Consider the following 13,653-nt stretch of genomic DNA (forward strand, 5'->3'; position numbering starts at 1 on the left):
GGTGAGCGCGCCGGTGAAGAAGAGGTACTCCAGCGCGGCTTTGCCCGCGTGCCAGTTCCACATGCTGCCCGGCGGGTTGGGCCGCTCCTCCTGCAGCTCGCCGGCGCGGCGCCGGGCGCCGCGACCCCCCCCCCCGACCAACCCCCCCCCCCCCCCCCCCCCCCCCCCCCCCCCCCCCCCCCCCCCCCCCCCCCCCCCCCCCCCCCCCCCCCGCCCGCGCCCCCCCCCCCCCCCCCCCCCCCCCCCCCCCCCCCCCCCCCCCGCCTTCTGACCAGCCCCGAGAGGAGGCGGTGTGCAGTTCCTCGCTGACAACTTCGGCCTGCTGTGGGATGCGTTCCTGACGACGCTGAGCCTGTCGCTGCTCGCCGGCCTGTTGGCGCTGGTGCTGGGAACGCTCCTGGCCGCGGCGCGGGTCAGCCCTGTCCCGCCGCTGCGCGGGCTGGCGACCTTCTACGTCGAGACCTTCCGCAACACGCCGCTGACGGTGGTCTTCTTCTTCCTGATCTTCGGCCTGCCGCAGATCGACTTCATCCTGGGCTTCTACACAGGGGCTGTGCTGTCCCTCGGGCTGTACACCGCGGCGTTCGTCTGCGAGGCGGTGCGCTCGGGGATCAACTCCGTCTCGACCGGGCAGGCCGAAGCGTCCCGCGCCATCGGCCTCACCTTCGGGCAGTCGCTGCGCGAGGTGGTGCTCCCGCAGGCGTTCCGCACCGTCGTCCCACCGCTGGGCAACGTCTTCATCGCGATGGTCAAGAACAGCTCCATCGCGGCAGGCTTCGCCACCAGCGAGCTGAGCTCCTTGCTCCCCCGCCTGGTCAACGCCGACGCCGGGCAGCTCACCGCCGTCCTGCTGGGGGTCGTGGTCGCCTACATGATCATCACGTTGCCGCTCGCCTTCGGCGTGCACCGCCTGGAGCGACGGGTGGCGATCCTCCGATGACCACGCCGGTCCTCTTCGACATCCCCGGGCCCAAGGCGCGCGCCCGCATCCGCATCGGTACCGGCGTCGGCATTCTGCTGATCCTGGGGATCCTCGCCGTCGTCCTCATCCGGCTGGCCGGCAACGGTCAGCTGGAGAGCCAGCGCTGGGCGGTGCTGTTCGATCCGCGCACCGGCGTCCCGCAGACGCTCGGCCGCGCGCTGGTCAACACGCTCCAGGTCGCAGCTGTCGGCATGGTCGTGGCCACAGTCCTGGGGCTGCTGCTGGCCGTCGGGCGGTTGTCCGACCACCGCCCAGTGCGCTGGCTGGTCGGCACCTACATCGAGTTCTTCCGGGCCATCCCGCTGCTTGTCGTCATCTTCGCGCTGTACTTCGTACTGCCGAAGTACGGCATCGAGCTCTCCGCCTTCCAGGCGCTCGCCGGCGGGCTCATCCTCTACAACTCGGCGGTGCTCGCCGAGATCTTCCGGGCCGGGATCCTGTCGATCGACAAGGGGCAGCGCGAGGCCGCCTTCGGCATCGGCATGCGCAAGTACCAGGTGATGTCGCTGGTGCTGCTCCCCCAGGCCACCCGACGCATGCTCCCGGTCCTCATCGCCCAACTCGTCGTCCTGCTGAAGGACAGCTCGCTCGGGTTCATCATCGGCTACTTCGAGCTGCTCCGAGGTGCGCGCAGCCTGGTGGAGTTCTTCTCCCTCAGCTTCGGCAACCAGTACACCTTCCAGCTGTACGTCGCCGCAGGGCTGATCTACATCGTGATCAACGTGCTGCTCTCACAGCTGGCGAAACTCGTCGAGCGGCGCACCCGCCGGAGCGCTACGTCGGGTGGAGGCAAGGCCGAGTTGCCGGCGGACGTGCAGATGGGTGGTGGCGGCGGCGCGGTGTGAGCTGCCCGCTCGTACCGACGGCGCCCTCGACGAGGGGCCACCGACTCGCCACCCGCCTGACCGGCTCGGTCACGTCCGACCCACTCGTCCCAGCTGGGCGCGCCGGAGGGTCACGGAGCAGGAACGGTCGCGAGACTGGTCGGCACGATGGAGACGATGCACGCGGCCGGGCGCCGCAACCTGCCCCCGGTTCCCCGGAGTTCCACTGAGACGATCCCGCCGGGCGCCGACGCGCCCGTCGTCGCCCCAGTGATGGTGGATGCGACGGCCCAGCTGGACGCGGGCCAGGCGTTCGTCGAGCGTCTGCGCGCCGCCGCGCCGGCGCTCGCCGAGGCAGCCGGCGCGGAGAGCGCGGTCGTCCGCGAGGTCGTGCCGCCGGCCCGGCACCGGCGGTCGCGGTGCCGGGTGGTGCTCCGCTACGAGAATGGCACCGAGACCGACCTGACGTTCGTCGGTGAGCGCCGCCGCCCGAACGCCTCAGACGGGGACGCCTTCGACGCGGAGATCACCCGCTGGCTGTCGAGCGGCCAACTCCGGGACCCGGCCTGGCTGGTGGCCGACCCGGAAGCCCCGGACGGGGTGGCCGTCGACGTGACCGCCTGGCTCGCCGCAGGCTAAGTCTGGCCGACGAACGCGATGGTGGCCGGTCCTCGCCCGGTGCGATCGTCTCGCGGACAGACACAGTGGCGTGCATGGGTGCCTCGGACGTCACCGCCGTCCTCGACGAACTGATGGCCCGGGAACCTCTGTTCCACCGAACCGAGCGAGGAACGAGCCGGTCCGCCTTCGAGGCCATGACCGCCGAGGACTTCTGGGAGGTCGGCGCATCCGGCGCCTGCTACGACCGCGAGCACGTGTGGTCGGTGCTGGAGCAGCGCTACGGAGACGGCGTCCTCGATGACTGGGAGACCAGCGACGTCGCCTGCCGCCCGCTGGGTGGTGACACGTTCCTGCTGACCTACCGACTCCGGCAGGATGCCCGGGTCACGCGACGCGCGACCATCTGGGAACGCACGGCCGACGACTGGCGCGTCATCTACCACCAGGGCACCGAGGTCGCCGGCGGCTGAACGCGCACCGGAGCCCGCCGAACACGCCGTGTCGGCCGGTGCACCGCGCCCCGACCCGGCACGGTGAGTGGATGCTGATCGTCATCTCGGGGCTGCCGGGCACCGGCAAGTCCGCGGTCGCCACCGAGCTGGCTGCCCGGCTGAGGGCCGTCCACGTCTCCATCGACCCGATCGAGGACGCGCTCCTGGGCGCAGGGCTCCCCCGCTCCGGGGAGACCGGGGTAGCGGCGTACGAAGCCGCACGGGCCGTGGTGCAGCAGAACCTCGCGCTCGGAGCATCCGTCGTGGTGGATGCGGTGAACGACAGCGAACCCGCCCGCGAGACCTGGCGGGTGGCGGCCGCCACCGCCGGCGTGGACCTCGCCTTCGTGCTGCTGGTCCTCGAGGACGAGGTCGAGCACCGCCGTCGGCTGGAGGGCCGGCTACGAGACCTGTCGCACGTGCCGGAGCCTTCGTGGGGCGAGATCGTCGCGCGTGCGGCGGCGTACGCACCCTGGGCTCATGAATCGCCCCTACGGGTAGACGCCCGACAGCCGGTCACCGACGTGGTGCTCGAGCTGATGCGCCGGCTCGACCGGCCGGCACCAGACGGACCTCGCCGCCACCCCTCGTGAGCCGTACTCACGGCCGGCTCGACCTCGCCGGTCAGGGAAGCGCGCTCTCCTCGTCGAACTCGGGGAGGTCGCCGACGTCATCGCCGAGCTCTGCCTCGTCCAGCGTCTCCCGCACGACCGCCGCGGCGAGACCGCCGTTGTAGCCCTTGCGGGCGAGCATGCCGATGAGCCGGCGGGTGGCCGTCGCACGGTCGAGCCGGCGCATGCTCCCGACCCGCCGGGCCACGAGCCGACGAGCCGCGTCGCGCTCGTCGTCGTCATCCACCGCTTCGACGGCCTCCGCGGCCGTCTCCGGATCGACGCCCTTCGCCCGCAGTTCGGCGGAGAGCGCCCGGCGCGCCAGTCCACGACCGGCCTGCCGGCTGCTCACCCAGGCGCGGGCGAACGCGGCGTCGTCGATCAGGCCGACCTCGGTGAACCGGTCCAGCACCGCCTCGGCCGCGTCATCGGGCACTCCCCGGGTCGCGAGGAGATCCGCCAGTTGCTGGCGGGTCTTCGGGGCCCCGGTCAGCGCACGGAGGCAGATCGACCGTGCTACCTGCTCGGGATCGCCCGCGTCGTCCTCCGGGGATCCGGGGGCGACGTCCGGGGTCAGGGGATCGTCGCCACCCGGCGTCCGCGAACGTCGGCCGGCCCGGGTCACCCCGGAGCCGCGCCGACGGTTCGAGGGCCGGTCGTCCAGCACCGGATCAGAAGTCGGGGGCGTCGACCGGCGCCGGAGCGTCCAGCGTCGGGCCGATGCCCAGCTTCTCCTTGACCTTCTTCTCGATCTCGTCGGCGAGGTCGGGGTTGTCCTTCAGGAAGTTGCGGACGTTCTCCTTGCCCTGGCCGAGCTGGTCGCCCTCGTAGGTGTACCAAGCACCGGACTTCTTCACGATGCCCTGCTCGACACCGGCGTCGACGATGCCGCCCTCGCGGCTGAAGCCCTGGCCCCACAGGATGTCGAGCTCGGCCTGCTTGAACGGCGCGGCGACCTTGTTCTTGACCACCTTGATGCGGGTACGGCTGCCGATCGCGTCGGTGCCCTGCTTGAGGGTCTCGATACGACGGACGTCGAGCCGCACCGACGAGTAGAACTTCAGCGCCCGGCCACCGGTGGTGACCTCGGGCGAGCCGTAGACGACGCCGACCTTCTCGCGCAGCTGGTTGATGAAGATCGCCGTCGTGCCGGAGTTGCTCAGCGCACCGGTGATCTTGCGCAGCGCCTGGCTCATCAGGCGGGCCTGCAGACCCACGTGGCTGTCACCCATCTCGCCCTCGATCTCGGCGCGCGGCACCAGGGCCGCGACGGAGTCGATGACGATGATGTCGAGCGCGCCGGAGCGGATCAGCATGTCCGCGATCTCCAGCGCCTGCTCACCGGTGTCGGGCTGGCTGACCAGCAGGGCGTCGGTGTCCACGCCGATGGCGCGGGCGTACTCCGGGTCGAGGGCGTGCTCGGCGTCGATGAACGCGGCGATGCCGCCGTTGGCCTGGGCGTTGGCCACCGCGTGCAGGGCGACCGTGGTCTTACCGGAGGACTCCGGCCCGTAGACCTCGATGACCCGGCCGCGGGGCAGGCCACCGATGCCCAGCGCGATGTCGAGGGCGATCGAGCCGGTCGGGATGACCTTGATGGCCACCTCGGGGCTGTCGCCCAGCCGCATCACCGAGCCCTTGCCGAACTGCTTGTCGATCTGGGCGAGGGCCATGTCGAGGGCCTTGTCGCGGTCGAGCGTTGCTGGCATGGTGCGTCACCTTCGGTTCGCGAGAAGCGGGTCGGGACCGACGCTAGGGCGAGGCACCGACAGTTTCCGGATTGCAGGGCAGGGTGTGGAGGAGCGGCCGCCCTGTGGACGTCACAGTAGGCCGAACACCTGTTCGACTGCCAGGCCGACACGCCGACCCGGCCGTGGGCGTCGTCTCAGCGCTCCTTGACGGGCACGTCGAAGTCCTCGCAGATGGCCAGCCACACCTTGCGGACCGGCACGCCCTCGTCGATGGCGTCCACGGCGGTGCGGCCGCCCAGCGTGGAGAAGACGTGGTCGCGCGCCACGCTCTGGGCGCGCATGGACCCGAACTGACCGTCGAGCCGGGACCAGAACTCCTGCAGGCGCACACCCCGACGCTAACCCGCCGGGCCCCGCTCGCGCCGGTGCCGCCCTAGGCTGGCGCGCATGATCCCGGGCACCGGCTCCGCGACGCTCGACACCGTCCTCGAGATCGGCATCGTCGTCGCGCTCGTCGCGATCATCGTGGTGCTGATCAGGAACTACCGCGGGCGCTGACCCGCGTCCCGAGCCACACCACCACCAGCGGGAGCACCAGCGCGGCGGACACGGCGGACACCAGGCCGAACCCGCCCCAGGCGAGGAGCGGCCCCCCGACCACCCCCGCCAGCGCGGCCCCGAGCCCCATCAGCAGGTCGGTGCCGCCCTGCGCGGTCGGCCGCAGCTCCGGGCCGACCGACGCGGTGACCAGCGCCGACCCCGCGATCAGCCCGCACGACCAGCCCAGGCCGAGCAGCAGCAGGCCGGCGCCCAGCTGCACCGAGTCGGCGGGGGCCGCCGTCCCCGACACGGCGGCCGCGGCCAGGAGCAGCACGGCGCCCAGGGCCACGACCGTCGGCGCGCCGACCCGGTCGGCGAGCATGCCGACCAGCGGGGAGAACAGGTACATGCCGGCGACGTGCACGCTGATCACCAGGCCGACGAGGCGGAGCACCGTCCCCTCGGGCCCGCCCGCGTGGCCCATGTGCACCGGCGTCATCACCATGACCCCGACCATGACCGAGTGGGCGACCACGACCGCGGTGATCCCCAGCCGCCCGGCCGGGGTCGCCCACACCGCCCGCAGAGCGGCCCCGGTGGCGTGCCGCGGCCGGGGACCGCCGCCGCCTCCGCCGAGCGCCCGGGCCACGAGCAGCGGATCGGGCCGCAGGAGCAGCAGGAAACCCACGGCGACGAGCGCGAACACGACCGCCGACACCACGAAGACGCCACCGAGCGCCGGCAGCCCGAGGGCCTCGCCGAGCTCGGCGCCCGGTGCGGCGAGGTTGGGGCCGACCACCGAGCCGACGGTCGTGGCCCACACGACCAGCGACAGCGACCGGCCGCGGCGCTCGGGTGCGGCGAGGTCCGCCGCGGCGTAGCGCGACTGGAGCCCGCACGCCGTCGCGGCGCCGAACAGGAACAGCCCGGCCAGGAGCAGGAGCAGGGACGACGCCGCCGCGGCGAGGACGGTGAGGACGGCGCCGACGACGCTCACGCCGTAGCCGGTGGCCAGACCGGCCCGCCGCCCCGCGGTGTCGCTGATCCGCGCCAGCGGCACCGCCAGCACCGCCGCCCCCAGGACACCGGCCGTCTGCCCCAGGCCCGAGGCGGTGTCGGTGCCGGCGACGTCGCGGGCCAGCAACCCGCCCGCGGTGATGCCGACGGTGACGCCCAGCCCGGCGAGCGCCACACCGCCGCTGAGGACGCCCAGGGTGCGGCGCTGCACGCCGGCGACGTCGATGGTGGCCTCGGGCTGCTGCAGCGGTGGCACGTGCACTCCCGTCTCCCGGGCGGGGAGGTCCCGCCGTCCGGCGCCCGCCGGTCAGCGAAGTGTCGTACACGGCGGGGACACTGAGCGCGTGCCCGCCCGCCCGACTCCCGCCCCCGGTGCGCTGGCCCGGTTCTCCGAGCCCACCCGCGCCTGGTTCACCGGTGCGTTCGAGCAGCCGACGGCCGCCCAGGACGGGGCCTGGCAGGCGATCAGCAGCGGCGAGCACGCCCTCGTCGTCGCCCCGACCGGGTCGGGGAAGACCCTGGCGGCGTTCCTGTGGTCGCTCGACCGGCTCGCCGCCACCCCGCCGGCCGACGAGCGGACGCGGTGCCGGGTCCTCTACGTCTCCCCCCTCAAGGCGCTGGCCGTCGACGTCGAGCGCAACCTGAGGGCGCCGCTGGCCGGCATCGGCCAGGCCGCCGCACGGCTGGGGCTGCCGCGGCCGGAGATCCGCGTCGGGATTCGCTCGGGCGACACCCCCGCCGACGAGCGGCGCACCTTCGCGCGCCGCCCGCCCGACATCCTCATCACCACGCCGGAGTCGCTGTTCCTGCTGCTCACCAGCCAGGCGCGGGAGGCGCTGCGCGGCGTCGAGACGGTGATCGTCGACGAGGTCCACGCGGTCACCGACTCCAAGCGCGGCGCCCACCTCGCCGTCTCCCTCGACCGGCTCGACGAGCTGCTCGACCGGCCGGCGCAGCGGATCGGCCTGTCGGCCACCGTGCGGCCCATCGAGGAGGTCGCCACCTTCCTCGCCGGCGGCCGGCCGGTGCAGGTGGTCTCCCCCGGCTCGACCAAGCGCTGGGACCTCTCGGTCGTCGTGCCGATCGAGGACATGAGCGAGCTGGGGCAACCGACCGGCGAGCTGGAGGGCTCGGCGGCCGGGCACCAGCCGCGCAACTCGATCTGGCCGGCGGTCGAGGAGCGGGTGCTCGACCTGGTGCAGGCGCACCGCAGCACGATCGTCTTCGCCAACTCCCGTCGGCTGGCCGAGCGGCTGACCAGCCGGCTCAACGAGCTGGCCTACGAGCGCACCACCGGCGAGCCCGTCCCGCCCGGCACGAACGCCGCCGCCCTGATGGCCCAGGCCGGCTCCGGCGGCGGCCTCCCGGAGGCCTTCCAGCCGGTCGCCGCGGCCCACCACGGCTCGGTCTCCCGCGAGCAGCGGGCCGTCGTCGAGGAGGCGTTGAAATCCGGCCGCCTGCCCGCCGTCGTCGCGACCTCGAGCCTCGAGCTCGGCATCGACATGGGCGCGGTCGACCTCGTCGTCCAGGTCGAGGCGCCGCCCACGGTCGCCAGCGGGCTGCAGCGGGTCGGTCGCGCCGGGCACCAGGTCGGGGCGGTCAGCCGCGGGGTGCTGTTCCCCAAGTACCGCGGTGACCTGGTGCAGTGCGCGCTGGTGGCCGAGCGGATGAAGGCCGGCGCGATCGAGTCGATCCGCTACCTGCGCAACCCCCTGGACGTGCTGGCGCAGCAGATCGTCGCGATCGTCGCCGAGCGGCCCCGCACCGTGGAGGAGGTCGGCGCGCTGGTGCGGCGCTCGGCGGCCTTCTCCTCGCTGCCGGAGTCGGCGCTGCACGCCGTCCTCGACATGCTGGCCGGGCGCTACCCGTCGGACGCCTTCGCCGAGCTGCGCCCGCGGCTGACCTGGGACCGGGTCACCGACACGCTCACCGCCCGCGCCGGCGCCCAGCGGCTCGCCGTCACCAGCGGCGGCACGATCCCCGACCGCGGGCTGTTCGGCGTCTTCCTGGTCGGTGGCGAAGGGGCCGGTGGCCGCCGGGTCGGCGAGCTGGACGAGGAGATGGTCTACGAGTCGCGCGCGGGCGACGTGTTCCTGCTGGGGTCCTCGTCCTGGCGGATCGAGGAGATCACCCACGACCGCGTGCTGGTCACCCCCGCGCCCGGCCAGCCCGGGAAGATGCCGTTCTGGCACGGCGACGCCCCCGGCCGGCCGCTCGAGCTGGGCCGGGCGCTGGGGGCGTTCCTGCGGGAGGTCGGCTCGGCGACGCCGGAGGCCGGGCTGGAGCGGGCGCGGGCCGCCGGGCTGGACGAGTGGGGTGCGGCGAACCTGGCGGCCTACCTCGGCGAGCAGAAGGCGGCCACCGGCCACCTGCCCGACGACCGGACGCTGCTGGTCGAGCGGTTCCGCGACGAGCTCGGCGACTGGCGCCTGGTCGTCCACTCCCCCTTCGGCGCCCAGGTCAACGCTCCGTGGGCGCTGGTGCTCGCCGCGCGGCTGCGGGAGCGCTACGGCGTCGACGTCTCCTCCATGCACTCCGACGACGGCATCGTGCTGCGACTGCCCGACACGACCGGCGAGCCACCGGAGGGCGAGCTGGCCGTGCTCGACCCCGACGACGTCGAGCGCGAGGTCACCGCGGAGGTCGGCGGCTCGGCGCTGTTCGCCAGCCGGTTCCGCGAGTGCGCCGCCCGCGCGCTGCTGCTCCCCCGCCGCGACCCGCGCCGCCGCACCCCGCTGTGGCAGCAGCGGCAGCGCGCCGCCCAGCTGCTCTCGGTCGCCAGCGAGTTCGCCTCGTTCCCGATCACCCTCGAGGCGGCGCGCGAGGTGCTGCAGGACGTCTACGACGTGCCCGGGCTGGTCGAGCTGATGCGCGACGTGCGGGCCCGCCGGGTGCGGGTGGTCGACGTGCAGACCGAGACGGCGTCACCGTTCGCCCAGTCGCTGCTGTTCGGCTACGTCGGCCAGTTCCTCTACGAGGGTGACGCCCCGCTGGCCGAGCGCCGGGCCCAGGCGCTCGCCCTGGACACCGGCCTGCTCGCGGAGCTGCTCGGCCGCTCGGAGCTGCGCGAGCTCCTCGACGCGGAGGCGATCGCCGAGATCGAGGCGGAGCTGCAGCGGCTGCCCGAGCAGCGCCACCCCCGCGACGTCGACGGCGCCGGCGACCTGCTCCGGGTGGTCGGTGACCTCACCGCCGCAGAGGCAGCGCGCCGAGGCGTGCCCCGGGAGTGGCTCGACGAGCTGGTCGCCGCCCGCCGGGCCCTGGTCGTCCGCATCGCCGGCGAGGAGCGGTACGTCGCCATCGAGGACGCCGGCCGGCTACGGGACGCCCTGGGCACCGCGCTGCCCGTCGGCGTGCCCGAGGTGTTCACCGAGCCCGTCGCCGACCCGCTCGGCGACCTGGTCGGCCGCTACGCGCGCACGCACGGCCCCTTCCAGCCCGCCGAGGCCGCCACCCGGCTGGGCCTGGGCGTCGCCGTGGTCACCGCGACGGTGCAGCGGCTCACCGGTACCGGGCGGCTCGTCTCCGGGGAGTTCCGCCCCGGCGGCACCGGGCAGGAGTGGTGCGACGCCGACGTGCTCCGGTCCATCCGGCGGCGCAGCCTGGCCAGACTCCGGCAGGAGGTCGAGCCGGTGCCCACCGGCACGCTGGCCCGGTTCACGCCGTCCTGGCAGTCGGTGGGCAGCCGGTTGCGGGGTGCCGACGGAGTGCTAGCCGTCGTGGAGCAGCTGGCCGGTGCCCTGGTACCGGCCAGCGCGCTGGAGTCGCTCGTGCTTCCGGCGCGGGTGCGCGACTACTCGCCGGCCATGCTCGACGAGCTCACCAGCGCAGGCGAGGTGCTGTGGGCCGGCGCCGGGGGGCTGCCCGGCGGGGACGGCTGGCTCAGCCTGGTGCCCGCCGACCTGGCGCCGCTGCTGCTGCCCGAGCAGCTGGAGGTCGCCGATGAGGGGCAGCCGCTGCTCGAACTGCTCGCCGGTGGGCAGGCGATGTTCTTCCGGGGTCTCTCCGATGCCCTCGGCGCCACCGACGACGCCGCGCTCGCCGACCTGGTGTGGGACCTGGTGTGGGCCGGCGCGCTGACCAACGACACCCTGGCCCCGCTGCGCACCCGGCTCGGCGGGGGCGGCACCCACAAGCGGGCCGCCGCTCCCCCGCGGGTCACGCGCAACCGGTACGGCCGCCCGCGGTTGAGCCGGGGCGCGATGCCGACCCGCAGCGGCCCGCCCACGGTGGCCGGGCGCTGGTCGCGGCTGCCCGACCGGGAGGCCAACGCCACCCGGCGCACCACGGCACGGGCCGAGGCGTTGCTGGAGCGGCACGGCGTCCTCACCCGCGGCGCGGTCATGGCCGAGCAGGTCGTCGGCGGCTTCTCCGCCGTCTACCCGGTGCTGCGGGCGTTCGAGGAGAACGGCCGGGCCCGGCGCGGCTACTTCGTGGAGACCCTCGGGGCCGCCCAGTTCGGCACGCCCGGATCGGTCGACCGGCTGCGCAGCTTCGCCTCGCCCGACCGGGTGCCGGCGGGCGCCGTCGTGCTCGCCGCGACCGACCCGGCCAACGTCTACGGGGCGGCGTTGCCCTGGCCCGAGCGCACGGTCGCGGCCGACGGGACGGCCGTGGACCTCGGCGAGGGCACCGGCGCCGGCCGGAAGGCGGGGCACCGGGCCGGGCGCAAGGCGGGGGCGCTGGTCGTCCTGGTCGACGGCGAGCTGGTGCTCTACGTCGAGCGCGGTGGGAAGACGCTGCTCTCCTGGACCGAGGAGGAGCAGGTGCTCAAGGAAGCAGCGACGGCGCTCTCCGGCGCGGTGTCCGCGGGTGCGCTGGGCCGGATGGTCGTGCAGAAGGCCGACGGCGCCTCGGTGCACGAGGACACCGCGCTGTCCCAGGCACTGCAGGCAGCCGGTTTCGCGGCCACTCCCCGCGGTTTGCGCCTGCGCGGGTGAGCCCCCGTGCCGGCCTCAGCCCAGGCTCACGGCGGCGATCGGCAGGGCGATGAACACCCCACCGGCGTAGGCCGGCATGGCCCAGCGCTGGCGTGCGGCGAAGGCCCCCAGGCCTTCGGCCAGCCGCACCGGCAGGTAGCGGACCTGCGGCACGGGGTAGATCAGCAGGACGGCGGAGATGTTGAACAGCACGTGCACCAGCGCGATCACCAGCCCCTCTGGTTGCCCGGTGGCCAGCGCCGCGAGCAGGGCGGTCACCGTGGTGCCCAGGTTGGCGCCGATGGTGATCGGATAGGCGTTCCGCACGGTCAGCACCCCCGCGGCCACCAGCGGGAGCAGCGTGACCGTGACGATCGAGGAGCTCACGACCGCGATGGCGGCGACGGTGCCCACCGCGATGCCCACCAGGCCACCCGCCTTGCTCACCGACCGATTCGCCTTCTCCTGCAGCGGGCCGGTCACCACGGCCCGCATGTTCGTGCTGATGAAGCGGATCGTCACGTACAGCGCGACGATGCCTCCGACCAGCAGCACGGTGCCGAGGAAGGCGCCGGCCGGGACCAGCGCGGCCACCAGGGTGGAGACGCCCTCGACGGCCGGGTCGGTGGCCATCGCCAACGGGCTCTCGACGTCCACCCCGGTCACGCCGGTGCCGGCGATGACGTCACCCAGCCAGCGCGCCGCCGAGGCCAGGAAGCCGGTGAGCAGTTCCAGCGGCAGCAGGATCAGCACGGCGAGGAAGTTGAACAGGTCGTGCATGGTCGCCGCCGCCACCACCTGCCGGAACTCCGCCCTCCGGCGCATGCTCACCAGCGTGACCAGCGTGTTGGTCACGGTGGTGCCGATGTTGGCTCCCATGACCATCGGCACGGCGATCTCCACCGGGATCACCCCGGCCGCCACCATCCCGACGATCGCCGACGTCGACACCGACGAGGACTGCACGAGGATGGTGGCCAGCACACCGGCGAACAGGCCGGAGAGCGGATGACTGACCCCGGCCAGCACCGCATCGTTGAACCCCTCGCCCATGTGGGCGATGCCGTCCTCGACCATGCCGACGCCCACGAGGAACAGGTAGAGCAGCACGAGGGCCAGTGCGGCGCGGACCAGAATCTGCTTCCGGCTCAAGCGTGGGGCCGGCTGCGCGGATGTGGCGGCTTCGTCGGTCGGGTCGGTCACGGCATTCCCCCCGGTAGGCGGTCCGACCTCTCCCAGGGTCACGCCGGCCGGCGAACGGCCGATGGCCTAAGACCGAACGCCGCGCCTACGTCTGCCGGCGCCCCGCGCCACCACCTCGACCTGCCGGGGGATCAGTCCCTGTCGGGGTGCAGCCAGCGGGCGAACAGGCGGGTGAGCACCGGCATCACGACGTATCCGAGAGCGGTCACGACCACGCAGGCCGAAAGCAGCAGGCGCAGCTCCAGGGGCCAGCCGGACAGGTACGGCATGACGACCTGCTGCAGCACCGAGGTGATGCCGAACACCGCCGCGATCGTGAGAACCGACGCCCGCCAGCGGGGGCCGGGCCGGGCCGGGCGGGTGAAGAAGCTGTCCAGGCCGTCGGCGCGGGCGTAGCGCTCGTCCTCGACCATCCCCGGCAACCGCGCGAGGAACGCCTGCCGCTCGGGCGAGCGTTCCCACGCGGCGAGCGAGTCCGCGTCGGCGAAGCGGTAGACCAGGTGGTACTCGGAGCTGCCGGAGCCCGGGTGGAGCAGGGATGCGCCGAGGTTGCCGGGGTAGTTGGCGGCCTCGGCCAGGACCGCGCCGGCCGCCCGCTCGAAGGCCGCCCGCCGATCGGGCCGCACCACGCGCGCGACGGTGACGGTGACCGGCTGGCGGTCGGGGGCGGTTCGGGCGCTTCCGAGCCGGGTGCGCAGTCGCGGGGGCACGCTCACAGCCGGGGCCAGCGCATCGGGCGGCGGCAGGCTTCCCG

The 13,653-nt window shown here is 74.0% G+C and carries 12 protein-coding genes; 6 read left to right on the plus strand and 6 right to left on the minus strand.

The annotated features are described in order from the left end of the window. Window positions 1-292: 292 nt before the first annotated feature. The 5 genes from ACI799_RS20200 (at window position 293) to ACI799_RS20220 (ending at window position 3,511) form a co-directional block, all read left to right on the plus strand. Window positions 293-940: an amino acid ABC transporter permease gene (locus ACI799_RS20200; RefSeq protein ID WP_456589361.1), complete on the plus strand. Its 648-nt coding sequence runs from the start codon at window positions 293-295 to the stop codon at window positions 938-940. Continuing rightward, window positions 937-1,827 (plus strand): amino acid ABC transporter permease, encoded by an 891-nt coding sequence (locus ACI799_RS20205; protein WP_456613785.1) that lies wholly within the window; start codon window positions 937-939, stop codon window positions 1,825-1,827. The genes ACI799_RS20200 and ACI799_RS20205 overlap by 4 nt, the downstream gene beginning before the upstream one ends. Window positions 1,828-1,974: 147 nt before the next feature. After that, window positions 1,975-2,445: a hypothetical protein gene (locus tag ACI799_RS20210; RefSeq protein WP_456613786.1), complete on the plus strand. Its 471-nt coding sequence runs from the start codon at window positions 1,975-1,977 to the stop codon at window positions 2,443-2,445. 74 nt (window positions 2,446-2,519) lie between these two features. Next, window positions 2,520-2,897, plus strand: coding sequence for a nuclear transport factor 2 family protein (locus ACI799_RS20215; RefSeq protein ID WP_456613787.1), 378 nt, complete (start codon window positions 2,520-2,522; stop codon window positions 2,895-2,897). A 71-nt stretch (window positions 2,898-2,968) separates the two neighbouring features. Next, entirely contained in the window at window positions 2,969-3,511 is a 543-nt protein-coding gene (locus ACI799_RS20220; protein WP_456600551.1) for an AAA family ATPase, read from the plus strand. Between the two features lie 31 nt (window positions 3,512-3,542). On the opposite strand, the gene ACI799_RS20225 is transcribed toward ACI799_RS20220, so the two are convergent. From ACI799_RS20225 to ACI799_RS20240, 4 genes are all read right to left on the minus strand, one after another. Then, on the minus strand, window positions 3,543-4,196 hold the full coding sequence (locus ACI799_RS20225; RefSeq protein WP_456613788.1) for a regulatory protein RecX: 654 nt from the start codon (window positions 4,194-4,196) through the stop codon (window positions 3,543-3,545). Between the two features lie 4 nt (window positions 4,197-4,200). Further along, a complete protein-coding gene (gene recA, locus ACI799_RS20230; RefSeq protein WP_346619486.1) occupies window positions 4,201-5,238 on the minus strand; it encodes a recombinase RecA in 1,038 nt (345 codons plus the stop codon). A 176-nt stretch (window positions 5,239-5,414) separates the two neighbouring features. Then, window positions 5,415-5,609: a DUF3046 domain-containing protein gene (locus tag ACI799_RS20235; protein ID WP_456589355.1), complete on the minus strand. Its 195-nt coding sequence runs from the start codon at window positions 5,607-5,609 to the stop codon at window positions 5,415-5,417. Between the two features lie 146 nt (window positions 5,610-5,755). After that, a complete protein-coding gene (locus ACI799_RS20240; protein ID WP_456613789.1) occupies window positions 5,756-7,033 on the minus strand; it encodes an MFS transporter in 1,278 nt (425 codons plus the stop codon). Between the two features lie 88 nt (window positions 7,034-7,121). Between ACI799_RS20240 and ACI799_RS20245 the strand changes: the two genes are divergently transcribed. Then, a complete protein-coding gene (locus ACI799_RS20245; RefSeq protein WP_456613790.1) occupies window positions 7,122-11,717 on the plus strand; it encodes an ATP-dependent helicase in 4,596 nt (1,531 codons plus the stop codon). A 15-nt stretch (window positions 11,718-11,732) separates the two neighbouring features. On the opposite strand, the gene ACI799_RS20250 is transcribed toward ACI799_RS20245, so the two are convergent. Further along, a complete protein-coding gene (locus ACI799_RS20250; RefSeq protein ID WP_456589352.1) occupies window positions 11,733-12,848 on the minus strand; it encodes a Na/Pi symporter in 1,116 nt (371 codons plus the stop codon). 182 nt (window positions 12,849-13,030) lie between these two features. Continuing rightward, on the minus strand, window positions 13,031-13,615 hold the full coding sequence (locus tag ACI799_RS20255) for an antibiotic biosynthesis monooxygenase (protein ID WP_456600555.1): 585 nt from the start codon (window positions 13,613-13,615) through the stop codon (window positions 13,031-13,033). Window positions 13,616-13,653: the final 38 nt, after the last annotated feature.

It is taken from the genome of Blastococcus sp. SYSU DS0753 (assembly GCF_054051175.1).